The organism is Motilibacter deserti (assembly GCF_011250635.1).
Classification (GTDB): domain Bacteria; phylum Actinomycetota; class Actinomycetes; order Motilibacterales; family Motilibacteraceae; genus Motilibacter_A; species Motilibacter_A deserti.
Genome location: NZ_JAANNP010000015.1, coordinates 32100 through 56684, shown reverse-complemented (window position 1 = coordinate 56684; position 24585 = coordinate 32100). Strand labels below are relative to the sequence as shown.

Genomic DNA, 24585 nt, shown 5'->3' with positions numbered 1-24585 from the left:
CCCTTCGTCCGCTCCTCGCCGATCAGGAGGCGCGGGCCATCTCCGACTGCCCGACACGCGACGGTCTCCTGCGCAGCACGGGGCGGCGGGAAGCCCAGCGGGGACGCGGCAGCGTCGTGGCCCCGGGGCGGCCCCCGCCCGGGGAAGCGCTCTCTGCGCCGGCGGGGGCGGTCGCACGGGCCGTCACGTCGGTCACGTGCGCGACCGCCGCCGAGAGGGCGGGGAACACCGGCAGGACGCGGGCCAGCCCCGTCACGCGCAGCGTGCGCAGGAACACCGGCCGCGTGGCGACCAGGGCGAGCTCGCCACCGCGTTCTCTGCACCGCTTCAACGCACCGGCCAGCACACCCAGCCCCGCCGAGTCGACGAACGTCACGTCGGTCAGATCGATGACGAGGCCGTCCGCGCCCGCGGCGAGCGCGTCGATCACCGCGCTGCGGAGCACGGGCGCTCCGACCGACTCGAGCTCCCCGGTCGCCACGAGGACCGGGACCCCGTCCTGCTCAGAGGCGACCACCGACAGGCCGACGTCCGGAACAGTCATCTTCTCCCCCTCCGGATCCAAGAGATGAACAGCTGCACGCCGTGAGGACACTTTGCTGGTCCCGAGGCTGCGACGAAGTTAGACATCAAGTTGAAGGTTTGCTGCCATCGGGGGTGGTGGTACGCTGCCACCCGAGCGAGAGCAGCGCGCAGTATTCGGGAGGCCGGGTGGCACGTCTTCCGTTCGAGGACGTCCACGCGCCCCTGTTCACCATCGGCCAGGTCGCCGACATGCTCGACGTGCAGCAGGCGTTCCTACGCCGGCTGGACGACCACGAGGTGGTGACCCCGGCCCGGTCCGGGGGCGGGCAGCGGCGCTACAGCCGGCGCCAGGTCGAGCAGGTCCAGCAGGTGCAGGAGCTCGTGGGCGAGGGGCTCACCCTCGCAGGCGTGCGCCGCGTCTTCCTGCTGCAGTCGCGGATCGCCGAGCTCGAGGACGAGCTGGCTGCCCGTCGCCGTGCCGACCGGCCGCCCGGCAGCTGAGCCCGCTCCGTCCCCCGCGGTGCCGCTCGCCCGCCGCACCGCTCCTGCGGCCCAGCGAAAGCGCTGGCCCCCCGTACGACCCGTCGTCCGGAGGACCTTCGATGACCGTGCAGTTGCAGCCCCCTGTCCAGTCCCCCGTCACTCCCGCCGCGCCGCCGCTGCGCATCGCCATGATCGCGCCGCCGTGGTTCGAGCTGCCGCCCCGCGGCTACGGCGGGATCGAGTCCGTCGTCGCTGACCTCGTCGACCAGCTTGCCGCCCGCGGGCACGAGGTGACACTCGTCGGAGCCGGGCGTCACCGCACCGCGGCAACCCGCTTCGTACCGGTCTTCGACGATCCACCCTCGGCGCGGTTGGGCACGCCCGCTCCCGAGGTCATCCACGCCGCCGGTGCCGCCGCAGCCCTCGACGGCCTCGACGTCGACATCGTCCACGACCACACGCTGGCCGGCCCGTTGCTCGCCCGTGGGCGCGACGTTCCGACCGTTGTGACCATGCACGGGCCGGTCGACGGCGAACAGGGCGAGTACTTCGCACGTCTCGGTGAGACGGTCGACGTCGTCGCCATCTCCGACGCCCAGCGCAGGCTGAACCCGGGCATCAACTGGGTGGGCCGGGTGCACAACGCCATCGACGTCTCATCCTTCCCGTTCCAGCCCGACAAGGACGACTACCTGCTGTGGCTCGGCCGGTTCAGCCCCGACAAGGGCGCGCATCTCGCCATCGACGCCGCGCGCAAGGCCGGGCGGTGGATCGTCCTCGCCGGCAAGTGCAGCGAGCCCGCGGAGAAGGCGTACTTCGAGTCCGAGATCGCCCCCCGCCTCGGGGAGGACGTGGAGTACGTCGGCGAGGCGGACGCGTCGTTCAAGCGCCAACTCCTCGCCGGGGCCGCGGCGCTCGCTTTCCCCGTGCAGTGGGAGGAGCCGTTCGGCATGGTGATGATCGAGGCCATGGCGTGCGGCACACCTGTCGTCGCACTGCGCCGGGGCAGCGTCCCCGAGGTCGTCGACCACGGGGTCAGCGGTCTGATCGTCGACGACTACGCCGGCTTCGCCGACGCGCTGCGGACGGCCGACGGGCTCGACCCGTTGCGCTGCCGGCAGCAGGCGCAGCGCCGGTTCGACCTACCCGTAATGGCGGCGGGGTACGAGCGCGTCTACCGCGCCCTGGTCGAGGGCAGCCGGGACCTGCAGGAGATCACCGCTGACACGCCGGGGCAGCGCCGGTCGGCCGGCCGGGCGGGCTGAGCCATGGCCGGGCTCACCCTCACCGCCGCGTACCTCGTCCTCGTGGGCTGGATGCTGCAACTGGTGACGTCGTGGGCGGCCGAGCGCCCTCGCGAGGACCGCAAGGCCCAGCGGGCGCTCGCCGCGCTCGCCCAGCTGGCCGCGGCCGCGCCCACCGGGGCGCGGCGCCCCACGACCGGCACCGCTGCGCCTCCCGGCCGATGCGACCCCTCCGGCCCACCCGCCCCATCCGGCCGATCCGACCCGTCCGACCAGCCCGACGCGACCGACCAGCCCGACCCGACAGACCTCTGCCCGACGCCATGACCGACACCCTTGCCACCCGGCCCACCGACGCAGCGTTCGACCCCGCCGAGCTCGGCAGCGCCTCCACCGCAACGCCCCCGCCGGCCCCCGCCGACGACGTCACGGTCGTCGAAGGCTCCTCCTTCTGCGTGAGCAACCGGGCCGGCGACATCTCCGCCCACCGCCCGCACGGCGTGTTCTTCCTCGACAACCGCATCGTCTCGACGTGGCGACTGCTCGTGGACGACGAGCCGGTGGAGCCGCTCGCCGTCGTCCTCGGCGAGCCGTTCGAGGCCACCTTTCTCACGCGCGCCGCTCCCCGGCCCGGCGTGCACGACGCGACACTCGTGGTGGAGCGACGACGCATGGTGGCCGACGGGCTCCGCGAAGACCTCGTCGTCCGCAACCACGGGCGCGAGCCCGCCGGTGTCACCGTGCAGCTGCTCGTCGACGCGGACTTCGCGGACCTCTTCGACGTCAAGGACGGGCGCCGGGGCACCACCCCCGAGGTGGAGCGCAGGTGGGCCGGCGAGGAGCTCGCCCTCGCCGCGGGCCACGGCGGTCGGCGGCGGGGTGTCCGCGTACGCGGCCAGGGGGCAACGGCGTTGCCCGGCGCGCTCGTGTGGCGCGCAACCATCGCTCCGCAGGGTGAGTGGCGGACGAGCGTGGAGGTGCTCGCCTCGTCGGCTGGTCACGAGGTGGCGACGGCGTTCCCACTCGATCGCCCGTTGGAGCAGGCAGAACCGACCCGGCGGATGCAGGACTGGCGATCGGCAACTCCCGAATTCCGCTGCGGCGACCCGGATCTGCAGGCTGCCGTCGAGCGGAGCGTCCTCGACCTGGGCGCGCTGCGCATCCAGGACCCGGAACGACCCGGTGCGAACGTCGTGGCGGCCGGCGCCCCCTGGTTCATGGCGCTGTTCGGACGGGACGCGTTGCTTGCGAGCTGGATGGCGCTGCCTTTCGACCCCGGGCTCGCACTGTCGACCCTGCAGACCCTGGCCCGGCACCAGGGAAGGGCCGTCGACCCGATGAGCGAGGAGGAGCCGGGAAAGATCCTGCACGAGGTCCGGCTCGGCATGGACGAGAGCCGGGCGCTGGGCGGCAGCTCGGTCTACTACGGGAGCGTGGACGCCACGCCGCTGTTCGTGATGCTGCTCGACCGCGTGGCGCGGTGGGGCGCGCCGCTCGAGGAGGTCGCGGCGCTGCTTCCGGCCGCGGACCGGGCGCTCGACTGGGTGGAGCGCTTCGGCGACGCCGACGGCGACGGCTTCGTGGAGTACCAGCGCAAGACCGACCGCGGCCTGCTCAACCAGGGGTGGAAGGACTCGCTGGACTCCATCTCCTTCGCCGACGGACGGCTCGCCGATCCCCCCATCGCGCTCGCGGAGGTGCAGGGCTACGTCTACGCGGCCTACATCGCCCGCGCGCACCTCGCCCGACTCGTCGGGGGGACCGATGCGGGGGCCGACTGGCAGGCGCGGGCGACGGACCTCAAGCGCCGCTTCAACGAGCGCTTCTGGCTCCCGGAGCGGGGCTACTTCGCGCTCGCCCTTGACCGGGACAAGAAGCCTGTCGACGCGCTCGCCTCGAACCAGGGGCACTGCCTGTGGTCCGGCGTCGCGGACGACGACAAGGCCGGAGCGGTGGCCGAGGCGCTGCTCTCCCCGGCGATGTTCTCCGGGTGGGGGGTCCGCACGCTCGCGACCACGGCCGCCGCGTACAACCCGGTGAGCTACCACAACGGCTCGGTCTGGCCGCACGACAACGCGATCGTGGTGGCCGGGCTCGTGCGCTACGGCTACGTCGGGCACGCCCAGCGCATCGCCGAGGCGGTCGTCGAGGCCGCCGGCGCCTTCGGCGGCCGGCTGCCCGAGCTCTTCTGCGGCTTCGAGCGAGCGGCCACCGGCGTCCCCGTGCCCTACCCCACGTCGTGCTCCCCGCAGGCGTGGTCGGCCGCTGCCCCCCTCTCGCTGCTGACGTCCATGCTCCGGCTCGACCCGTGCCTCCCGCACGGCGACCTCCGCGTGGCTCCCGTGCCGCCCCGCCGCTGGGGCCACGTGCGGCTCTCCGGGCTGCCGATCGGTCGAGGGCGCATGGACCTCGACACGCACGACCCGGAGGTGCTCCGCGCGGCCGGGACGTGACCTGGGACGTGACCTGGGCCGTGACCTGGGCCGTGACCTGGGCGCGTGACCTGGGACGGGGACGGGGACGCGGGGCGGCGGGCGACACGGGGGACGTGGGCCCGGCGCTCGCTCCGCGCCGGGGCGAGCGGCCCGGGACGATGGCCGCCGCCCCGGCGGCGCGGCGCCGGCGCCCTCCCCGGCGGGGGCTGCTCCCCGGCCGCTCCGCTGACGGCCACGGCCCCGCCCGCCCCCCTCGTGACGTGGGCCACGTCCGGGCGACACGGGGACTGACGGACTTGCACCCACCGCTTAACGTCGTCAGGCACACTTGGAACGAGAGGCGGGGGTACGTGAGCGACATCCTCGCGGAGCTGACCCGTGTCCGCGACGCGTTCGACAAGCCGACGCTGCGGCTGCTCGACCGCAAGTGGGCGCCGCTGGTGCTGGCCGTGTTCCGCACCACGTTCACCCGTGATCAGAAGACCGTGCCCGCCGAGCGCCTCCACCAGCAGGTCGACAACTACCTCGACGAGCTCAAGCTCGCCGGTGAGCCGAGCCCCGAGGGGCCGGGCCGCGCGCTGTGCATGCAGTGGCTGGCGCACAAGTGGCTGGTCCGCTCGCGCGACGAGGACGGCGCGGAGTTCTACAGCCTGACCTCGCACGCGCTCGAGGCGCTCGACCTGGTCCAGTCGCTCACCCGGGACCGGACTCTGATCAGCGAGTCCCGGATCCACACGATCCTCGACGTCGTGCGCCGTTTCGCCAACGAGGCGGACCCGGACCGCGACACGCGCATCGCGCGCCTGGAGGCGCACATTGCCGAGCTCACGGCCGAGCGCGACCGGCTGGCCGAGGGCGGGGACATCGAGCCGGCCACCGACGACCACATGCTCGACTCCTACACCAACCTGCACTCGCTCATCGGGCAGCTGCCCAGTGACTTCAAGCGGGTCGAGGAAGCCGTCGCCGGCATGCACCGGCAGATCATCAGCGACTTCCGCAACGAGGAGCGCCCGGTCGTCGAGGTGCTCGACGAATACCTGGCGAAGTCCGACTCGCTGATGAAGCTGACACCGGAGGGCCGCGCCTTCGAGGGCGCCTTCGCCCTGCTGCGGGACGAGCCGCTCCTCGTCGACCTGCGCCGGGACCTCGACGTCATCCTGACCCACCCCTTCGCCCAGACGCTGGCCCCGGGCGAGCAGCGCGAGTTCCGGCGTACGGTCAAGACGATCCAGGACGGCATCCGCGACGTGCTCGGCGAGCGGCAGCGCCTGTCCGCGACGCTGCGCGCGCACATCGTCGGCTACGACGTCGCCAAGGACCGCGAGCTCGACGCCGTGCTGCGCCAGATCAACCAGGAGCTCGAGGCCTGGATGCAGACCGCCGGTCCGCGCGCGACCGTCGAGGTGGAGCTCGTGCCGCCGCGCATCGACGTCGAGCACCTGCGCGAGCGGTTCTGGGACCCGGCCGACGCCGCGCCCCCGCCCCCGCTCGAGGACGTGTCCGACAACGCGCCGGCGGCGCCCGACCTCGAGGCCATCCGCCGACAGGGCGGGCCCAGCCTCGTCGAGCTGCGCCAGGCGCTCGTGATCGCCGCGATGACCCCCGACGGATCGAGCGTCGCCGACGTCTTCTCGGCGCTGCCCGAGCGGCTGCGCCGGCCGGTCGAGCTGCTCGGCATGGTCCACCTGCTGCTCGGGGCGCGTCCCGACGACGGCGACGGGTTCCCCGAGGCCGAGGCACTGCTGGCTGCGCTCGACGGCGAGGAGCTGGTCGAGGCCGTACGCCCCGACGGCACCCGCCGCGCCTTCACCGTCCCCGTCCTCCCGCTGCGCGCGTCCGACGCGGACGCTCTCGTCGAAGGAGCCCGCCCATGACTGTGCCCTCCCAGGCAGCCCCGCGCCCCGACGCCGTCGACGGCGAGGACGGGCTCGGCGGCACGGTCGTCGACGGCACCCCCGACGACGCCACCTCCGCCGGCACCCCCGACGACGCCACCTCCGCCGACAGCGCGTTCATCGACGGCCCCGGCGTGGTCGAGGACGCCGAGGTCGAGGGGCGCAGCCTGTCGCTGTTCGAGGGCGACGAGGGCTCGCTGACCTACGAGCAGCGCCGGACCCTCGTGCACCTGCTCAAGAACCGCTACATCAGCGCGGAGCAGAACCCGGCCGAGTGGCACACGCTGCTGGACTCGCAGCTGCAGCTGCGCTCGCGGCTCAACGACCTCTTCCTCGAGCTGCACGTCGACCTGCGCGCGCAGGTCGCGCTCAAGCGGCAGGCGAGCCCCGAGGGCGACGGCCGGTTCCCCACCCTGCTGCACGACGTCGCGCACACCCGCGAGGAGACGATCCTGCTGGTGTTCCTGCGCCAGCGCTACCGCTCCGACCGGGCCGACGGCGTCGACGCGGTGCTCGTCGACCGCGACCAGCTGCAGGCCGCCGTCGCGCACTTCCGCCCGGCCGACGCCAATGACCACGCCGGCGACGCCCGCAAGGTCGAGAACGCGGTCCAGTCGCTGCAGCGCTCCGGCATCCTGCTCAAGACGGCCGACGAGCAGCGGCTGCGGGTCTCCCCGGTCATCGAGGTCCTGCTGCCGGTGTCGCGCCTGCAGGAGCTGCTGCACACCCTCGAGAACCTCAACGGCAAGGGCGCTCCGGCCGCCCCCGTCGAGGCGCACGCCGAGGAGCTCGGGCTGGACATGCCGGCCCCCGCCCGCGGCAACCGCACGGGCGAGGACCTCGGGTGGCTGGACGCGCCCGAGCTCGCCGACAGCGACGCCGACGCCGGCTCCGGCACCCATGGAACGGCGTCCGAGGACGACACGGAGGACGAGCGCGCATGAGCCAGCCCGCGCTGCTGCCCGACTTCGCCGAGCTCGGCGACGCCCAGTGGGTCGCCGAGTCCATGCAGCTGGTCAACTGGGGCGGCTTCCACGGCCACACCTCGATCGAGCTCGACCCCGAGGCCACGCTGCTGTCCGGCGCCTCGGGCACGGGCAAGTCGACGATCCTCGACGCCTACCTCGCGCTGATGATGCCGTCGGACACGCCGTTCAACGGCGCCTCCAACGACGCGGCGACCGGCCGGGCCCGCAACCCCGACCAGCGCAACCTGCTGTCCTACCTGCGCGGCAAGACCGACGACAGCCGCGAGGCCGAGACCGGGGCGCTCACCGACAAGGTGCTGCGCGGCGCCGACGGCCCGACGTGGGGCGCGCTCGCGATGACGTTCACCGACCGCGACGGCCGCCGGTTCACGGCGCTGCGCGCCTACTCCGTGCCGCGCGCCGCGACGTCGTTCAAGGACGTCACGATGAAGATGGCGACCATCGAGGGTCGGCTCGACCTGCGCGAGCTCGAGCCGCTCGCCTCGCAGCGGTTCGACAAGCGGTCGCTCACGGCGCGCTGGCCGGCGATGTTCGTCGCCGGGACGTACGCCGAGTTCGCCCAGCGGCTCTTCGACCGGCTCGGCATCGGCGCCGGCGGCAACGGCGCCAAGGCGCTCCGGCTGCTGGCGCGCATCCAGGCCGGGCAGCAGGTGCGCACGGTCGACGGCCTCTACAAGTCGATGGTGCTCGAGCAGCCCGCGACCTACGCCGCGGCCGACAGCGCGGCGCGCCACTTCGACGACCTCGACGCGGCGTACCAGGAGATGCAGACCGCGGCGGAGAAGCAGCACGCGCTGGCCCGGCTCCCCCAGCTGTGGGAGGAGCGGGAGAAGGCGCTCGCCGACGAGCAGCTCATCGACACGTTCGGCGCCCAGCGCGCCGGGGGCTCGGCGTTCTCCGTCTGGCAGCTGCACACCCGCGAGCGCCTGCTCGAGGCCGCGTCCCGCGACGCGCTCGAGTCGAAGAAGGCGCTCAGCGAGCGCTACCGCGCCGCGCGCGAGGAGCAGACCCGGCTCAAGGGCGAGCTCGCCAACGTCGAGGAGTCCCAGCGCGCCGCGGGCGGCGACAGCATCAAGCGCCTCGAGGCCGAGATCGAGGCCGCCCGGGCCGCCAAGGACGCCGCGGACAGCCGCTACACCCGCTTCGCGGCGAGCACGGTCGACCTCGAGCTCGACCTGACCACCGCAGCGGACTTCGCGGGTGCGCAGGTCGCGGCCGAGCAGTTCCTGACCGAGCTGCCCGACCGGCTCGAGGGGCTCAGCGCGCAGCAGCAGCAACTGCGCGAGGCGGGCTGGCCGACGCAGGCACGTCGCGGCGAGCTGCTGGCCGAGCGCGACTCGCTCGCCGGGCGCACCGGACGCGTGCCGCGGCGCCTGCACGAGGCCCGGCTCGCGATCGCCGCTGCCGCCGGGATCGACCCGTCGGAGCTGCCGTTCGTCGCCGAGCTGATCGACGTCGCGCCCGAGGAGTCGAGCTGGCGCAAGGCGGCCGAGGTCACGCTCTTCTCGGTCGCCCGGGTCCTGCTCGTCGACGAGCGCCGGCTGCAGCACCTCTCGCGGGCCATCGACCCGATCCGGCTGCCCGTGCGCATCCAGTTCGAGGGCGTCGCGCTGCAGCCGCACGTCGACGAGCCGGCGGACGCGCGCTACGTCTCGGGCAAGCTGCTCTACAAGGACAGCCCGTTCAGCTGGTGGATCCGCGAGCGCGTCACCCGGCGCGGCACCGACCACCTCTGCGTCGAGACGCCGGGCGAGCTCGACGGCGGCGGCCCGCGCGTGACGCGCAACGGGCAGACCCGCAACGGGCGCCGCGGCTCGCACGGCGAGCTCGGCGACGCCTCGATCATCGGCTTCTCCTCCGTCGACCGGCTCAGCGAGATCGACGCCGAGATCGCTGAGCTGGACGAGCAGCTCGGGACCCTGCTCGCCCAGGAGCGCGGCCTGGAGGAGGCGTCCAAGCGGCTGCGGCGGCTCGAGAGCGCCCACCGCTGGCTGCTCGCGACCGAGTGGCCCGACATCGACGTCGCGGGTGTGCAGGCCCAGCTCGCGGCCAAGCAGGACGAGCTGGGGCGCATCCTGGCCGCCGACGACGTGCTGGCGGCCCTCGCGGCCCAGCACGCCCGCATCGAGGCCCGGCTGTCCGACGCGGAGGCCGAGGCCGTACGCGCCAAGGACCTCCTGCACGCCGCGGATGCGGAGTACGAGCGGCTCTGCGAGGAGCAGGACGCCACCACCCGCGAGGTGGACCGCGTCGCGGCCGACGGCGTCGTGACGCTGACCGAGGAGCAGCAGGGCTATCTCGACGCGCTGCTCCTTGAGGTCGGCAGCCTCGACACGATCGGGGAGTTCGAGAAGGGCCTGCCCAAGCTGCGCGGCCGGCTGTCCGAGCGCACCGCCCACGCCCGCGAGCGCGGCGCCGCGGCGACCGCGACCCTGGTCGGGATCTTCGAGCAGTTCCAGTCGCGCTGGCCGGACCCGAACCGCGGCGTCGGCATCGACTCCTACGCCGACTACCGCGAGATCCTCGACAAGATCGTCGCGACCGGCCTTGCGGACCGGCGGCAGGAGTGGCGGCGACGCCTGTCGGAGTGGAGCGGGCAGGACCTCGTGCCGCTGTCCGGTGCCTTCGGCGCCGCGCTCGACGAGATCCGCGCCCGGCTCGACCCGGTCAACGACATCCTCTCCACGTTGCCGTTCGGCCCCCAGAGCGACCGGCTGCGGATCTCGCTGCGGCTTATCCACTCCGAGGACGTCGCCCGCTTCCGCAAGCAGCTGGCCGCGCTCGCGGCCGGCCTGGCCACCGAGGCGACGGACGACGAGGCAGAACGCCGATTCCTGGAACTGCGTTCGTTCATCGGCCTGATCCGCAAGCCCGACCCGGGCAGCCGCCCTACGGCCGTCAGCCGCGACGTCTACCTCGACGTGCGCCGCCACGTCGAGATCACTGCCGTCCGGGTGGACCGGCAGGGCCGCGAGCTCGCGACCTACGCGCACCTCGGTGGCAAGAGCGGTGGCGAGACGCAGGAGCTGATGGCGTTCATCGTCGGCTCGGCGCTGCGCTACCAGCTGGGCGACGAGGACCGGCTGCCGCGCTTCGCCCCGGTGTTCCTCGACGAGGGCTTCATCAAGTCCGACTCGGAGTTCGCCGGCCGGTCGGTGCAGGCCTGGAAGAAGCTGGGCTTCCAGCTGATCGTCGGGGCCCCGCTGGACAAGGTGACGGCGCTCGAGCCGGCCATGCGGCTGATCCTCACCGTGACCAAGTCGCCGAAGGGCTACTCCCACGTCACGCGGCTGCGCGCCGTCGACGAGGCCTGAACGTGCGAACGGCCGCCGGGCGAGTGTGCCCGGCGGCCGCTGAGGTCGCTGGCCGATCCGACAGTCGCCTCTCGGCGAGTGACCGCTCGTAGCGGCAGAAGGTGAGGCCCGGGGACGTGCGGACCGACCGTGAAGGAGAACTCCCCCTCCTGCGCCGGCATTCCCGCCGGCCCGGCCCTCGTGCCGCCATACTCGGCGGGTGCCACCGGCGACGCGCATCCGCGACCTCGTCCGGGCCAAGGACCTCGCCGACGCGCGCTACGCCGACCCGCTCACCGTCGCCGACCTCGCCCGAGCCGCGCACCTGTCACCGGCGCACTTCAGCCGGGCGTTCAGCGCCGCGTTCGGCGAGTCCCCGCACCAGTACCTCCTGACCCGCCGGCTGGAGCGCGCGGCCACGCTGCTGCGCACGACCGACTGGCGGGTGAGCGAGATCTGCGTACGCGTCGGCCTGTCCAGCCTCGGGTCGTTCACCACCAGCTTCCGCCGCATCTACGGGCTCAGCCCCGAGCGCTACCGGCAGGAGCACCCGCCCGAGGCGATGCTGCGCATCCCGCCGTGCGTCGTGCGCGCCTACGGGCGGCGCCCGAACCGCACGTTTCGAGAAGACGACGTGCGACCGGGCCCGTAGCGTCCTCGGCATGCATCGAATCGCCAACTCGCAGTTCTGGGTCCACGACCAGGACGAGGCCCTCGCGTTCTACACCGGCGTTCTCGGCTGGGAGGTCCGCTCCGACGTCACGATGCAGGAGTGGAGCTTCCGCTGGCTGGTCGTCGGGCCCGTTGGCCAGGACGACGTCGGGCTCGTCCTCATGCCCGTCCCACGCCCGCCGATGCTCGACGCCACGACGAGCACCCAGCTCGCCGAGCTCGTCGCGAAAGGCGCGGCCGGCACCCTGTTCCTCGAGACCGACGACTGCCAGGCCGCCTACGACGAGCTGTCGGCGCGCGGGGTGGTGTTCAACGACCCGCCGACGCGGCAGGCGTACGGCATCGACACGTCGTTCCGCGACCCGTCGGGCAACAACATCCGCCTCACGCAGGTGATGGCGTACGTGCCGGACCGTGGCTGAGCGGCGCTCGGCGCCGTCCCGCACGAGGTCAGGCGCTCACGACGGGACGCACCCCCGAGAGCACGAACCCGCTGCGCGGCCCGGTCGGGAGCCGTCGCATGCTGACGCGCAGATCCTGCGGCGGGACGGCGTACTCCATCTCCCGGGTGAGCAGCCGCACGGTGGCGGCGAGGACCTCGACGGTGACCCACTCGCCGGGGCAGCGGTGCCCCGTGGCATGGTCCCCGCCGCCCTGCGGGATGAAGGCGTACGCGTCGTCGGCCCATGCACGGAAGCGCTCCGGGCGAAACTCGTCGGGGCGGTCCCAGGAGCGCGGGTCGAGGTTGGTCCCGTGCACGTCGAGCATCACCCGCCTCCCCGCCGGCACCTCGACGCCGCGCCAGCGCAGGTGCTCACGGGCGCGGGCCGGGATCGCCGGGAAGAACGGGTAGTAGCGGCGTACCTCCTGCACGAAGGGCACGACGTCGGCGTCGCTCGCGCGCAGCGCCGCGAGCCAGCGCGGGTGGCCGTGCAGCGCCAGCGCGACGAGGGCGATGTAGCGGGCGATGGCGACGGTCGGCCGGAGGACGTTGAGCAGCTCGACCGCGGCGGTGCGCGCGTCCAGCAGCTTCCCGTCCGCCCCGCGGAACTCCGCGATCGTGCGCAGCACCGTTCCCTCGTCGGGGTACGCCCCGCGACCGCGCACCTGCTCGACGAGCCCCGCGGCCCACGCCTCGCAGCGGCGCCGGGCGAGCCGGGACCGCACGTAGCCCAGCCGAGGGTCCCCCTCGCACTCGATGAGCGCCCGCAGGCCGAGGGTGCGGCGGCGGACGTCCTGCTCGGGCAGCGCCACGCCGGCCCACCGGCACACCGCGCGGCACAGCACCTCCGCGGCGACGTCGAGCAGGACGACCTGCCCTGCGGCCTCCCACCGCGGCACGGCGGCGCGCCAGGCCGTGGTGAACTCGCCCGCGACCTCGGGGGCGCGCTCGGGCCCGAGCAGGGACAGGAACATCGCCTTGCGGGCGCGGAACTCGTCCCCGTCGAGCGACTGCACTCCCCCGACGCCGATCAGCGTCTTCTGCACCACACGCGGCATGGCGCCGGCTCGCACGAACTTGCCCGGGTCGTAGACCAGCCGGGCCGCCTCGGCGCCCGACAGCAGCGTCGTCCGCTGCAGGAGCAGCCGCGCCTCCGCGACCTCGCGGCCACGGCGCAGGAGCCGCCGCTCCAGGAAGCCGTAGCCCTGCGCGAGCAGCGCCGGCGTGCTGTCGGGCAGCCGGTCGCGCGGTGTGTTGCTCATGCCTGCGCCGCCGCGACGGCACGCGCCCGCGCCCGGGGCCGCCAGCTCGTCACCAGTGCGAGCGCGATCAGCAGCTCGGCGATGTCGCCGCCGTAGTACATGAGCTCACCGGCCCCGCGCCGCTCCGCCTCCCCCACCGGCACCTGCACTCCGATTCCTGCATAGAGCAACTGTGAGATCAAGGCGTGGAAAGCGACGGCCGCCCCCAGGACCACGAGCCGCACGGGCACCGAGGGCCGGTGCGGCGCCGGGTCCGGCCCCGCGATGACCCAGGCGAAGAGGTATCCCGCCGCCACGAAGTGCAGGTGCACCAGGGCATGCACGCTCTCGTGCGCCTCGACCACGCCGTAGAACGGGGTGAAGTAGAGGACCGCGAGCCCGCCCACGTTCAGCGCCAGCGCCGAGAGCGGGTTCGCCACCAGCCGCACCGGCCACGAGCGCAGCGCCCGCCCGACCAGGCGCCCGTGCCGGCGCGGCAGGGTGCGCAGCAGCAGCGTCATCGGCGCCCCGAGGACGAGCAGCAGCGGCGCGACCATCCCGATCAGCAGGTGCTGGGCCATGTGCCAGCGGAAGTCCCCGGCCGGATAGGGCGACAGCCCCGGCAGCAGGACGAGCCCGAGGACCGCGCAGCCGGCGAGGAAGCTCGCGGTCCGCCACGCGCTCCACCCGCGCGGCTCGCGACTGCGCGCCCGGGCGGCCACGGCGTACGCGACGGCGAGCGCCGCGGCGGCAACCAGGGCCAGGGCGGAGGTGGCGTCGAGCAGGGCGGCGTCCGCGTGCCCGCTGTGGGCCAGCGTCACGGAGTGCCCTGCCGGGCGTCGCGCGGCCGCGCGCCCCGTTGCAGGAGCCAGCCGGCGAGGACGAGGAGAACCCCGAAGGCGAGGAACCCGAGGTCCCACAGGGTCTGGTGCTCACCGGAGCGGACGTGGTGGATGCCGAGGATGTGGTGGTCGAGCACTCCCTCGACGAGGTTGAACAGGCCCCACCCGACGAGGACCCACCCCCACAGCGCGCGCGAGCCCCAGACCCGTCCGCGCCCGGCCGTGACGCGGGAGTAGAGCAACGCCAGCCCCACGAGCACGCTCAGCCAGGTGAAGGCGTGGAAGATGCCGTCCCAGAGGGTGTTGATCTCCAGGCCGTGCACGGTGTCGCGGGGGTAGTAGGCGACACCGATGTTGTCGGTGTCCGTGCTCGTCAGCAGGTGGTGCCACTGCAGGATCTGGTGCAGCAGGATCCCGTCGACGAAGCCGCCGAGCCCGACCCCGAGGACCACGCCCGGGAGCCGGATGCTCTGGGACCGCGCGTCCGTCGTCTGCGTGTCCGTCGCCATGCCGGTCAGCCCGCGATCGTCTGCCGCTCGGGAACGATCCACACCATGACCCGCTCGCTGGAGATCGCGGCCTCGTCATAGGGCTTGCCGGTGTACTTCTGCGACAGCTCGTCGATGTTCTGCCTCGCGGCCGGACCGGTCACCCGCTCCACCACCGTGCCGCGCACCTCCGCGTAGTGGTAAGGGTCGGCCTCGTCCCGGATGCAGAGCGTGACCCGTGGATCCTGTTCCACGTTCTTGAACTTCGCGCGGTGCACCTCGGTGTTCACGAGGAGCCGCTTCCCGTCCGTGCCGACCCACACGTACTGCGTCTGGATCGCGCCACTGGGCAGCAGCGTGCTCATCGCCGCGTAGTTCGCGCCCCGGGCGAGCTCGACCGTCGTCGGGAGCAGTTCGGGGCCGTTGCTGGTCTGCGCCATGTCCGTCCTCCGGTAGGTGCCGCTGCCGCCCCTCTGCCCACGCAGGCGCCGGTCACCCACCCGCTTCGGCGGCCGAGCCGGCGCTTGCAGCGACTCGGCGCGGGAAAGCTGCGGCCGAGGGCAGCCGCCGGGCGAGGGCTGCCGGGAAGCGTGTGCCGAGCCGGGACCGGTGGGGCGTCGGGCTCGGACGCGGCGAGCGCAGCAGAGGGGAAGGCCGTGTTCCTGTTGATCGCGTTGCTGCTCGTGGCTCTGACGTCGACGCCGGTGCTCGTCAGACGCCGCCTGCACGGGCGGGCCACCCGGCGCTTCGCCGTAGCGGTGGCGGAACGTCGCTTCGAGGAGGCGGAGACGATTGCCGACCGCTACTTCTCGGTGTCGGGCGCGGTGCGCTGACGGCTCCGCCGGCCTTCTCCGACCGCGTCGCCGCCGGCCGCGAGCTCGGGGCGCGGCTCGCGGACGTCGTTCCGGCCCGGGACGTCGTCGTGCTCGGGCTCGCGCGAGGCGGGGTGCCGGTCGCGGCCGGGGTCGCCGCCGCGCTCGGGGCTGCGCTCGACGTGTTCGTCGTCCGCAAGCTGGGCGCCCCGGGCCGGCCGGAGCTGGCCGTGGGCGCGATCGCCGGCGGGGGCGTGCGCGTCCTCAACGACGACGTGGTCCGGCGGCTGCAGGTGCCGGCCGAGGCGCTCGAGCGGGTCGCGCGGCAGGAGACGGCCGAGCTGGAGCGGCGGGAGGCGGCGTACCGCGCCGGCCGGCCGCCGCTCGACCCGTCCGGCAAGCACGTGGTGCTCGTCGACGACGGGCTAGCGACCGGGTCGACGATGCGGGCCGCGGTGCAGGCCGTACGCCGGCTCCGCCCGCTGGCGGTCGTCGTCGCCGTCCCGGTGGGCGCGGCCGAGAGCTGCCGCCTCCTCGAGCGGGAGGCCGACCGCGCCGTGTGCCTGCACGTGCCGCGGCGCTTCCTGGCCGTGGGCGCCCACTACGCGGACTTCCGCCAGACCACCGACGCCGAGGTCAGGCAAGCGCTCGCCGCCGGGCCGGCCGCGTGAGCACCGAGCGACCGGCGTCCCGGCCGCACAGGCCGCGCAGTCCGCGAACGCACGAAGGGCCGGCCCGCGGGCCGGCCCTTCCTCATGCGGCGCGCGAGGCTCAGGCCTCGACCTGGCCCTGCACGGTGCGGTCCGTTCCGACCTCGCGCGGCGTCTCGGCGCTGCGCACCTGGATGCGGCGCGGCTCCGGGACGGGCTTGGCCACGTTGTGCACGACGACGCGGAGCATGCCGCGGTCGTACGTCGCGTCCACGTCGTCGGCCCCGACGTGCTCGGGGAGCGCGAACTCGCGGCGGAACGCCCCGTAGCGCAGCTCGCGGACGAGCACGCCCTTGCCCTGCTCGGCCTGCTCGCTGCTCGCGGTCCGCTCGTCGCGGCGCTCGCCGAAGATCGCGAGGCGGCCGTTCGCGACCTCGATGGACACGTCGTTGTCGATGTCGACGCCGGGCAGCTCGACGGAGATGACGACGTCACCGCCGTCCTTGCGGATGTCGACGGCCGGGACGTAGCCGGCGGTCCCACGCTGGCCGGAGCCCCACGCGCGGCGGACCAGCTCGTCGAAGGACGAGTCCAGCTCGCGGTCGAGGCGGGCGAGCGCGGTGAACGGATCCCAACGGGTGACAGCCATGGCTGACTCCTCCTGAAAACCGCCTCCCGGTCCTCCCGGGAGGGCTAGCACTCACGGTACGAGAGTGCCAACTTCGCGGGCTCGCCAAACCTTCCCGCGACCAGTTCAGTCGAGGCAGAACTCGTTGCCCTCCGGGTCGGCCATGACGATGTGCCCGCCCGCCATCGGAGGCGCGGGCTCATGCCGCTCCAGCCGGGTCGCGCCGCGGCCGACCAGCCGCTCGGCCTCCTTCTCCAGCGCCGCCATCCGCTCCTCGCCCGCCAGCCCCGGTGCGGCGCGTACGTCGAGGTGGACGCGGTTCTTCACGGTCTTGCCCTCGGGCACGCGCTGGAAGAACAGCCGCGGCCTGTTCCCGGCCGGGTCGACCACGGCGTGCGCGTCGTTGTGCCGCTCGCGGGGCACGCCGAAGGCGTCGAGCGCCTGCTCCCAGGACGCGAACCCCGGCGGCGGCCCCTGCAGCTCGTAGCCCAGGGCGTCGGCCCAGAACGTCGCCAGCGCCTCCGGGTCGGCGCAGTCGAAGGTGATCTGCACGTCGCGCGCCATCTCAGCCCGCCTTCCGCTCGGTCTCGGTCTAGATCTCGGTCTCGGTTTCGCGGTGCAGGTGCCCGTAGAGGTCGCGCAGCAGGCAGACCTCGGACAGGTGGTGGATCAGCTCGCGGGAGATGTGCAGCACGAGCGTCGCGAGCGGCAGCTCGGCGTACTCCCCCTCCTCCGGCCCCGACGGGCGGCGCAGCCCGCTCTCGCCGAGCGACTCGACCCCGGCGATCCAGGCCGAGTAGGCCGCGTCGAGCTGGGCCAGCGCGTCGTCGGCGGTGGCGGCGTAGTCGAAGGACTGGTAGCTCGCGGGCGGGCCGCCGAAGTGCGTGGCGTTGCGCACCGCGAGCACCCCGACGATCACGTGGCCGAGCCGCCAGGCGATGGTCGTGAAGGGCGGCGGGTCGGGCTCGGGGAAGGCGAAGTCGATCGTCATCGTGCCCGAGCCGCCCTGCACGGGCGCGGTCCCGGTGCCGCGCGGCCGGACGTTCCAGCCCGGGGCCGGCTCCCAGAAGTACTCCTCGTCGCGCAGCCCGTCGAGCCGGGCGCGCAGCTGGTTGTCCCAGTGCCAGGTGATCTGCTCGCGGAGCAGCGGGTTCCACGCCAGATCGCTCATGCGGCCAGCCTGCCGCCGCTAGCGGTCAGATCGCGACCGCATTGCGACGGGCCTGGTCCGACCGGCCGCCCCGGCCGGCCGGCCTCTAGAGTGCGCGCGTGGCAGCACGCGCAGCGGTGGCCGCCGGGCACAGCGAGACCGCTGCCGCGGCGGCCCTCGCCCTGCGCAGCGGTGGCAACGCCTTCGACGCGGTGGTCGCCGCAGGCTTCGCGGCCGCGGTGGCCGAGCCCACCCTGTCCAGCCTCGGCGGTGGCGGGTTCCTGCTCGCCTCCCCGGCCGCGGGGAAGCCCGTCGTCCTCGACTTCTTCGTCGACGCCCCCGGCCGGGGGCGGCCGCCGGCGGACCTGGAGCCGCACTTCCTGCCCGTCAAGGTGCACTGGACCGGGGCGCAGCAGGTCTTCCATGCCGGCTGGGGCTCGGTGGCCGTGCCCGGCTGCCTGGACGGCTACCTGAACGCCCACCGGCGGCTGGGCCGCCTCCCGCTGGCCGACGTGGTCGAGCCGGCCCGCCGGCTGGCCGCGGAGGGCGCGGTGCTCGACGCCGCCCAGGCCGAGGTGATCGCCCTGCTCGGCGAGATCCTCACGCTGACGCCCGACGGGCGGGAGGTCTTCGCCCCGCGCGGGCGCCTGCTCGAGGCCGGCGAGCGGCTGCACAACGAGGCACTGGCAGCGCTCCTCGCGGACGTGGCGTCCGGACGTGTAGCCAGCTTCAGCGATCCGCAGATCGGCGAACCGCTCGTCGCCGCGATGCAGGCGAACGGCGGCCTCGTGACCGCCAAGGACCTCGTGGCGTACGAGGTCGTCGAGCGGGAGCCGCTCGTGCTGGCCTATCGCGGCGCCACGATCGCCACCAACCCCGCGCCCTCCTTCGGCGGCGGGCTCGTCACCCGCGGCCTGCGCGAGCTCGGCGACGAGCCGGTGGACGCCTCGCCGGCGGCGTACTCCCGCCTCTGCCAGGTGCTCGTCGCCATGTCCGAGCGCCACGTGCAGGGGCCGGCATCGGTGCGCGGGACCACGCACGTGAGCGTCGTCGACGCCGAGGGCAACGTCGCGGCCATGACGACGTCCAACGGCAGCTGCTCGGGGACGTTCGCCCCCGGGACCGGCATCCAGCTCAACAACGTGATGGGCGAGGCGGACCTGCACCCGGAGGGGTTCCACGTCACGCCGCCCGGCACCCGCATCGGCTCCATGATGGCCCCGTCGGTCGTACGCCGTGGCGACGGCAGCGCAGTCGGCCTGGGCAGCGGCGGCAGCGAGCGCATCCGCAGCGCCCTCACCTGCGTGCTCTCCGGCCTGCTCGACCGCGGCCTCGGCCTCGAGGACGCCGTCCGCGCGCCGCGGCTGCACTGGGACCGCGCGCAGTTGCAGGTGGAGCCCGGTCTGCCGGTCGAGGTCGCGCGGGCGCTTGCGGAGCGGTGGCCGGCCAACGTCTGGTCGGCGCGCGACCTGTACTTCGGAGGCGTGCACTCGGTCGCGGTCGACGCCGACGGCGAGGTGTCAGCGGTGGGCGACGACCGCCGGGGCGGGGCCGGGGTCGTGGTGGACCTACGGTGAGGTCGTGCGCCGCCGGGCGCCGGGAAAGGAGCACGTCCATGGCCAGCGAGCTGGAGCAGCGCCTGCGCAGCGACCTCACGACGGCGATGCGCGGGCGTGACGAGGTGACGACCGCGACGCTGCGCATGACGCTCGCGGCCCTCGCGACGGAGGCCGTGTCCGGCAAGAGCGCACGCGAGCTCGACGACAAGGAGGCGCTGGCCGTCGTCACCCGGGAGGCCAAGAAGCGGCGCGAGGCGGCCGACGCCTTCACCTCCGCCGGCCGGCCCGAGCTCGCGGCGCGCGAGCAGGCCGAGGGCGAGGTCCTCGCCCGCTACCTGCCGGCTCAGCTGTCCGACGCCGAGCTCGCCGAGCTGGTGGCCGCCGCGGTGGCCGAGAGCGGCGCGCAGGGGCCCAAGGGCATGGGGGCGGTCATGAAGGTCCTGAACCCGCGGATCGCGGGCCGCGCCGAGGGTGGCCGGGTGGCGGCGGAGGTCCGCAAGCAGCTGGGCTGAGGTGCTCAAGTCGGCGCGCTGGGCCTCCGACATCTGCCAGGTCGATACGACCGGCCCGCCAGGGCTCCGCACAGGAGGAACGCCGATGACCACGTCCGACCGCCGCTGCTTCAGCCCCGCTGCCGCCGCCACCTTGGCCACGCTGGGCTGGGTCAAGGTCGGCGAGGGCGTCGAGCACGGCGAGGCCTACACCGTCATGCGCAAGGCTGCGACGAGCTGAAGCCTCCCCCGGCGGTTCCTACTCCGCCGGCGCGGCCGCGAGCACCGAGTCCAGCAGCCCCGGGAACCGCGCGTCGAGCGCGTCCCGGCGCAGGCTGACCATCCGCTCGCGCCCGTGCGGCACGTTGCTCACCACGCCCGCCTCGCGCAGCGTCTTCAGGTGGTGCGACCGGGTCGACTTCGCCATGTCCGGCAGCACGGCCTGGCAGCTCATCGCGACCAGCGGCCCCTCGGCGAGCTGGCGCACGATCTGCAGCCGGACCGGGTCGCTCAGCGCGAACAGCACGTCCGTCAGCACGAGGTCGGCCGGGTCGGGGTGCTCGAGGTCGCGCGTCGTCGCGGGCATGGTTCGATAATAGTTGAACTATGACGCTCGGGGCGAGTACTGTCCCTGACTGTTCGAGATCCGTAGAACAGTCAGGAGCCGGCATGGACACCCCGCGACCCGCCGCGCGCACGCGGCACCTCCCGCGTACCCCCGCGTTCTGGCTGGTGGCGCTCTCGCTGCTCGTCCTGACCTCGGCCGCCGGCGCCCCCTCGCCGCTCTACGTCGTCTACCAGCAGCGCTGGGGCTTCTCCTCGTTGACGTTGACCGCGGTCTTCGCCGTGTACGCCGTCGCACTGCTCGCCGCGCTGCTGACCGTCGGCGGCCTGTCGGACTTCGTCGGCCGCAAGCCCATGCTCGTCGTCGGCCTCGTGCTGGACGCGGCCGCGATGGGCGTGTTCTGGGCCGCCGACGGCGTCGGGTGGCTCGTCGCCGCGCGGATCGTGCAGGGCGTCGCCATCGGCGCCGCGCTCGGGGTGCTGAGCGCGTACCTCATCGACCTGCAGCCCGCGCACAACCCGAAGCTCGGCGCACTGGTCAACAGCGCCGGCTCCACCGTCGGGCTCGCGGCCGGAGCGCTGCTGGCCGGCGTCCTCGTGGAGTACGCCCCCGCCCCCATGCACCTGGTCTATGCCGTGCTCGGCGCGGCGCTGCTCCTGCTGGTCCCCGTCGCGCTGGCCCTGCCGGAGACCGTGAGCCGCGCGCCGGGAGCGCTCGCCGCGCTGCGGCCCCGGGTGGCCGTGCCGCCGGCGGCCCGTCGCGCCTTCCTCGTCGCCGCTCCCGTCGTCGTCGCGACCTGGGCGATGGGCGGGCTCTACCTCTCGCTCGGCCCATCGCTGGCCGTCGGCGTCCTCGGCCTCGAGAGCCACCTCGTCGGCGGGATCGTCGTGGCGACGCTGATGGCGCCCGGCGCCGTCGCCTCGGTCGTCGTGCGCGACGTCGCGCCGCGGGCGGTCATGCGTGGCGGCGCCGGCGTCCTGGTCGCCGGGACGGCGGTCACCCTCGTCGCGCTCGACCTGGGCCTGACGCCCCTCTTCTTCGTCGGCACGGCGGTCGCGGGGCTCGGCTTCGGCTCGGCGTTCCTCGGCGCGTTCAAGTCGCTGGTCGCCCTGGCCGCGCCGCACGAGCGCGCCGAGCTGTTCTCCGCGGTCTTCGTCGTGAGCTACCTGGCGTTCAGCATCCCGGCGGTCGTCGCGGGCGTCGTCGTCCCCTCGGCCGGCCTGCGGACGACCGCCACCGCGTACGGCGTCGTCGTGATCCTGCTGGCCCTGGTCGCCGCCCTCCCGCGGGCGGCGCGTCCCCGGGCCCTCGCGCTGTCGAGCTGACGCGCGCCACGTCCGGGCCGCTGCCGGCGCCTCCCCGATAGCTGTCGGAGGCGCCCGCAGCGGCACCCGGTCAGCGACTCCGGACGGGTGCTCGCGCAGGGGCGGGAGCGGCCGGGGCCGGCGGCACGCGCAGCACGCGCGCGAGCCAGGCCGGCAGCCACCAGTTCCACGTGCCGAACAGCGACACCAGGGCCGGCACCAGCAGGGCACGGACGACCGTGGCGTCGAGCAGGATCCCCACGCCGAGCGCGGTGGCGAAGACCTTGATGTCGGTCATGGGCGCCGACGCGAGCGCCGCGAACGAGAAGAACAGGATCAGCGCCGCCGACGTGACCAGCCGGCCGGTGCGGCCGAGGCCCGCGACGATCGCGCCGTCCGTCGAGCCGGTGGCGTCGTACTCCTCGCGCATCCTCGCCAGGATGAACACCTCGTAGTCCATCGACAGGCCGAAGAGGAAGGCGAAGATCAGCACGGGCAGCCAGAACGTCATCGCGCCCGTCCCGCTCACCCCGAACAACGCGTCCGAGCCGTGCCCCTCCTGCCAGAACCACGTGGCCAGGCCGAACACCGCCGCCACGGACACCAGGTTCAGCAGCACGGCTTTGAGCGGGAGCAGCACCGACCGGAAGGTGCGTACGAGCAGGAGGAACGTGATGACCGAGATGGCCGCCAGCACATAGGGGAAGTTGTCGTAGACCGCGGTGCCGTAGTCCTCGACCTGCGCGCCCGACCCCGCAACACCGACGAAGCCTGCTACGTCCTTCACACTTCGCCTGACGTCGTCGACGATCCCGGTGCTCGCGTTGTCGACCGTCTCCTCCTCCGGCACGACGTCGACGGCGAAGGAGCCGTCCGCGGCGGGCGGCGCGGCCACGGCGACGCGTACGCCCGGCACCCCCGCGATCACCCCCGCCAGCGTGTCGGACGCGCCCGCCTCCGGCCGGAACAGCACGCTCATCGGGGTGAGGACGCCGGTGCCGACGCCGCCGTCGCGCAGGACCTCGACCGCGTCGTACGCCGGCCCGTTCTGCGCGAGCGAGGCCGACCGGGCCTGGCCGAACTGCAGGCCGCCCACGGGCAGGATGAGCACGGCCAGGAAGGCGAGGGCCCCGATCGCGGCGGCCCAGCGCAGGCGTACGACCCCCCGGGCCCAGGCGGTCCACCCGCGCGAGGCGCTGCTCTCCTTGCGGATGCGCGGCACGTCGACCCGCGGGCCCACTGCCGAGAGCAGCACCGGCAGGAGCGTCAGCACCACCGCGACGCTCACCAGCGGGATCAGCATGCCGCCGTAGCCCATGCTGCGCAGCAACGGCACGGGGAAGACGACGAGCGCCAGCAGGCTGACCGCGACGGTGACGCCGCTGGCGAGGACCGCGGCCCCGGCCGTGCGCACCGCGGTCACGACCGCGTCGTCGTTGGCGGCGCCGCGCGCCCGTTCCTCCCGCCAGCGGGACACGACCAGGAGCGAGTAGTCGATCGCGACGCCGAGGCCGACGAGGGCGATGAGGTACTGCACGACGAAGCTGACGTCGGCGACGACGGTCAGGCCGAGCACGGCCAGGAAGGTCGTCAGGATCGCGACCGCCGCGACGAGCAGCGGCACGACGGCGAGGAACGAGGCGAACACGAACGCGAGCACGGCGAGCGCACCGAGGCCGCCGAGCAGGGTCTCCACGAGCACGCTCGGCCCGGCCGACTCGCTGCCCGAGGAGAGCTGCTCGTATCCCGTGACGTAGCCCTGGAAGCCGGTGCTGGCCGCGCGGTCCACGACCGCCTCCTCGACCGCGCCCTGCAGCGGGCTGTCGAGCCCTTGCGGCGGCGGGGCGTAGACCAGCCCGAACGTCGACCGACCGTCCTCGGTGAGGAACCCGCGGTCGCCGGTGCTGGCGAAGTCGACGACGCGGACGCCGGGCACCGTCTGCCGCACGTTCTCGAAGATCGAGGAGACCAGGCCCAGCTGCTCCTCGACCGTGGTCCCCTCGGGCACGGTCACGACGGGCACGAACGCCGCGGGCGCCGCCGTGCCGTACGCCGCGATCAGGGCCTGCTCGGTCTCGTAGCCCGGCTGCCCCGGCAGCGAGAAGTCGTAGGAGAGGCGGTCGGTCAGCCGGGCCGCCGTGAGCGCCCCGGCGAGGAACACCAGCAGCCAGCCGAGCGCCACCCAGCGCCGGTGCCGGAGCAGCACCCTGACGAACGACTCCATGCAGCACTCCGACCTGGTCCGCGGCTTGTCGCGCACGACCGTAGTGACCCGGTTGGACCCGGGTTGGCGGGGTACCCGGCGACCATGACCGACACCGGCACGCGACGCGACGTCGTCGACATCCTCAGCAGCGACCACACCGAGTTCCTCGCCTTGATCACCACCATCCGCGCGAGCGCCGAGCCCGCCGAGCGGCGCGACCTGGCCGACACCCTGATCGCCGAGCTGGTCCGGCACGCCGTGGCCGAGGAGATGTACGTCTACCCGGCCATGCGGGACCACCTCCCCGACGGCGCGGAGAAGGTCGAGCACGACACCCGGGAGCACAAGGAGCTCGAGGTGACGATGAAGGCGATGGAGGCGGCCGACGCGGCCGACGCGCGCTTCCTCGAGCTGCTCACCGAGCTCGAGACGACGCTGCGCGACCACGTCGAGGACGAGGAGGCCGACCAGTTCCCGCAGCTGCGCGCGCACATCCCGCCGGACCAGCTGGTCGAGCTCGGCGGCAAGGTGGAGACGGCGAAGAAGCTCGCCCCGACGCGCCCGCACCCGGCCGCGCCGAACGCCGAGCTCTTCCACAAGCTCGTGGGCCCCGGCGTGGGGCTCGTGGACCGGCTGCGGGACAAGCTGAGCGGCCGCAACGTCTGACG

At 73.9% G+C, this 24585-nt stretch carries 26 protein-coding genes; 16 read left to right on the top strand and 10 right to left on the bottom strand.

Annotation, left to right across the window (positions count from 1 at the left end; genetic code table 11):
- Positions 1 to 22 precede the first annotated feature (22 nt).
- Entirely contained in the window at positions 23 to 544 is a 522-nt protein-coding gene (locus G9H71_RS14995) for an STAS domain-containing protein (protein WP_166283237.1), read from the bottom strand.
- A 167-nt stretch (positions 545 to 711) separates the two neighbouring features.
- Here G9H71_RS14995 and G9H71_RS14990 point away from each other — a divergent pair, with 167 nt between their 5' ends.
- The 9 genes from G9H71_RS14990 (at position 712) to G9H71_RS14950 (ending at position 11961) form a co-directional block, all read left to right on the top strand.
- Entirely contained in the window at positions 712 to 1026 is a 315-nt protein-coding gene (locus tag G9H71_RS14990; RefSeq protein WP_331273021.1) for a MerR family transcriptional regulator, read from the top strand.
- A 101-nt stretch (positions 1027 to 1127) separates the two neighbouring features.
- Positions 1128 to 2273 (top strand): glycosyltransferase family 4 protein, encoded by a 1146-nt coding sequence (locus tag G9H71_RS14985; protein ID WP_231134866.1) that lies wholly within the window; start codon positions 1128 to 1130, stop codon positions 2271 to 2273.
- Between the two features lie 3 nt (positions 2274 to 2276).
- Entirely contained in the window at positions 2277 to 2579 is a 303-nt protein-coding gene (locus G9H71_RS14980) for a hypothetical protein (RefSeq protein WP_166283235.1), read from the top strand.
- The gene (locus G9H71_RS14975) at positions 2576 to 4705 is read left to right on the top strand and encodes an amylo-alpha-1,6-glucosidase (protein ID WP_166283233.1); all 2130 of its coding nucleotides are present in this window, start codon (positions 2576 to 2578) and stop codon (positions 4703 to 4705) included. The genes G9H71_RS14980 and G9H71_RS14975 overlap by 4 nt, the downstream gene beginning before the upstream one ends.
- A gap of 332 nt (positions 4706 to 5037) precedes the next feature.
- Entirely contained in the window at positions 5038 to 6564 is a 1527-nt protein-coding gene (locus G9H71_RS14970) for a DUF3375 domain-containing protein (RefSeq protein WP_166283231.1), read from the top strand.
- Positions 6561 to 7529, top strand: coding sequence for a DUF4194 domain-containing protein (locus G9H71_RS14965; RefSeq protein ID WP_166283229.1), 969 nt, complete (start codon positions 6561 to 6563; stop codon positions 7527 to 7529). Before G9H71_RS14970 ends, G9H71_RS14965 begins: the two co-directional genes overlap by 4 nt.
- On the top strand, positions 7526 to 10888 hold the full coding sequence (locus G9H71_RS14960) for an ATP-binding protein (protein WP_166283227.1): 3363 nt from the start codon (positions 7526 to 7528) through the stop codon (positions 10886 to 10888). Before G9H71_RS14965 ends, G9H71_RS14960 begins: the two co-directional genes overlap by 4 nt.
- A gap of 199 nt (positions 10889 to 11087) precedes the next feature.
- Positions 11088 to 11519 (top strand): helix-turn-helix transcriptional regulator, encoded by a 432-nt coding sequence (locus G9H71_RS14955; RefSeq protein ID WP_166283225.1) that lies wholly within the window; start codon positions 11088 to 11090, stop codon positions 11517 to 11519.
- Positions 11520 to 11529: 10 nt separating this feature from the next.
- Positions 11530 to 11961: a VOC family protein gene (locus G9H71_RS14950; RefSeq protein WP_166283223.1), complete on the top strand. Its 432-nt coding sequence runs from the start codon at positions 11530 to 11532 to the stop codon at positions 11959 to 11961.
- A gap of 28 nt (positions 11962 to 11989) precedes the next feature.
- Here the strand turns inward: G9H71_RS14950 and G9H71_RS14945 are convergent, their stop codons facing one another.
- The 4 genes from G9H71_RS14945 to G9H71_RS14930 are packed head-to-tail and all read right to left on the bottom strand — an operon-like array spanning position 11990 to position 14992.
- Positions 11990 to 13243 (bottom strand): cytochrome P450, encoded by a 1254-nt coding sequence (locus tag G9H71_RS14945; RefSeq protein WP_166283221.1) that lies wholly within the window; start codon positions 13241 to 13243, stop codon positions 11990 to 11992.
- Entirely contained in the window at positions 13240 to 14043 is an 804-nt protein-coding gene (locus tag G9H71_RS14940; protein ID WP_331273020.1) for a cytochrome c oxidase assembly protein, read from the bottom strand. The genes G9H71_RS14945 and G9H71_RS14940 overlap by 4 nt, the downstream gene beginning before the upstream one ends.
- Positions 14040 to 14573, bottom strand: a complete 534-nt coding sequence (locus G9H71_RS14935) for a DUF2243 domain-containing protein (protein ID WP_166283219.1) — start codon at positions 14571 to 14573, stop codon at positions 14040 to 14042. Before G9H71_RS14935 ends, G9H71_RS14940 begins: the two co-directional genes overlap by 4 nt.
- A gap of 5 nt (positions 14574 to 14578) precedes the next feature.
- On the bottom strand, positions 14579 to 14992 hold the full coding sequence (locus G9H71_RS14930) for a PPOX class F420-dependent oxidoreductase (protein ID WP_166283217.1): 414 nt from the start codon (positions 14990 to 14992) through the stop codon (positions 14579 to 14581).
- Between the two features lie 216 nt (positions 14993 to 15208).
- Between G9H71_RS14930 and G9H71_RS14925 the strand changes: the two genes are divergently transcribed.
- Both G9H71_RS14925 and G9H71_RS14920 read left to right on the top strand, forming a co-directional pair.
- A complete protein-coding gene (locus tag G9H71_RS14925; RefSeq protein WP_166283145.1) occupies positions 15209 to 15385 on the top strand; it encodes a hypothetical protein in 177 nt (58 codons plus the stop codon).
- Positions 15386 to 15474: 89 nt separating this feature from the next.
- Positions 15475 to 16035, top strand: coding sequence for a phosphoribosyltransferase (locus G9H71_RS14920; protein ID WP_331273019.1), 561 nt, complete (start codon positions 15475 to 15477; stop codon positions 16033 to 16035).
- Positions 16036 to 16135: 100 nt separating this feature from the next.
- Here G9H71_RS14920 and G9H71_RS14915 read toward each other — a convergent pair whose 3' ends face one another.
- The 3 genes from G9H71_RS14915 to G9H71_RS14905 form a co-directional block, all read right to left on the bottom strand.
- The gene (locus G9H71_RS14915; protein WP_166283215.1) at positions 16136 to 16663 is read right to left on the bottom strand and encodes an Hsp20/alpha crystallin family protein; all 528 of its coding nucleotides are present in this window, start codon (positions 16661 to 16663) and stop codon (positions 16136 to 16138) included.
- Positions 16664 to 16768: 105 nt separating this feature from the next.
- Positions 16769 to 17206, bottom strand: a complete 438-nt coding sequence (locus G9H71_RS14910; protein ID WP_166283213.1) for a VOC family protein — start codon at positions 17204 to 17206, stop codon at positions 16769 to 16771.
- 28 nt (positions 17207 to 17234) lie between these two features.
- On the bottom strand, positions 17235 to 17813 hold the full coding sequence (locus G9H71_RS14905; protein ID WP_166283211.1) for a DinB family protein: 579 nt from the start codon (positions 17811 to 17813) through the stop codon (positions 17235 to 17237).
- A gap of 98 nt (positions 17814 to 17911) precedes the next feature.
- On the opposite strand from G9H71_RS14905, the gene G9H71_RS14900 reads away from it, so the two are divergent.
- From G9H71_RS14900 to G9H71_RS24620, 3 genes are all read left to right on the top strand, one after another.
- Positions 17912 to 19369, top strand: coding sequence for a gamma-glutamyltransferase (locus G9H71_RS14900; RefSeq protein ID WP_166283209.1), 1458 nt, complete (start codon positions 17912 to 17914; stop codon positions 19367 to 19369).
- A 38-nt stretch (positions 19370 to 19407) separates the two neighbouring features.
- Complete coding sequence (locus G9H71_RS14895; protein WP_166283207.1) at positions 19408 to 19863, top strand: GatB/YqeY domain-containing protein; 456 nt, start codon at positions 19408 to 19410, stop codon at positions 19861 to 19863.
- Between the two features lie 85 nt (positions 19864 to 19948).
- Positions 19949 to 20083, top strand: coding sequence for a hypothetical protein (locus tag G9H71_RS24620; RefSeq protein ID WP_269204685.1), 135 nt, complete (start codon positions 19949 to 19951; stop codon positions 20081 to 20083).
- 18 nt (positions 20084 to 20101) lie between these two features.
- Here G9H71_RS24620 and G9H71_RS14890 read toward each other — a convergent pair whose 3' ends face one another.
- Positions 20102 to 20428 carry an ArsR/SmtB family transcription factor gene (locus G9H71_RS14890; RefSeq protein ID WP_166283205.1) on the bottom strand — a complete coding sequence of 109 codons (327 nt, stop codon included), beginning with the start codon at positions 20426 to 20428 and terminating at the stop codon, positions 20102 to 20104.
- Positions 20429 to 20511: 83 nt separating this feature from the next.
- On the opposite strand from G9H71_RS14890, the gene G9H71_RS14885 reads away from it, so the two are divergent.
- Complete coding sequence (locus tag G9H71_RS14885; RefSeq protein WP_166283203.1) at positions 20512 to 21732, top strand: MFS transporter; 1221 nt, start codon at positions 20512 to 20514, stop codon at positions 21730 to 21732.
- A 70-nt stretch (positions 21733 to 21802) separates the two neighbouring features.
- Here G9H71_RS14885 and G9H71_RS14880 read toward each other — a convergent pair whose 3' ends face one another.
- Positions 21803 to 23935: an MMPL family transporter gene (locus G9H71_RS14880; protein ID WP_166283201.1), complete on the bottom strand. Its 2133-nt coding sequence runs from the start codon at positions 23933 to 23935 to the stop codon at positions 21803 to 21805.
- An 84-nt stretch (positions 23936 to 24019) separates the two neighbouring features.
- On the opposite strand from G9H71_RS14880, the gene G9H71_RS14875 reads away from it, so the two are divergent.
- The gene (locus G9H71_RS14875) at positions 24020 to 24583 is read left to right on the top strand and encodes a hemerythrin domain-containing protein (RefSeq protein WP_166283199.1); all 564 of its coding nucleotides are present in this window, start codon (positions 24020 to 24022) and stop codon (positions 24581 to 24583) included.
- Positions 24584 to 24585 lie beyond the last annotated feature (2 nt).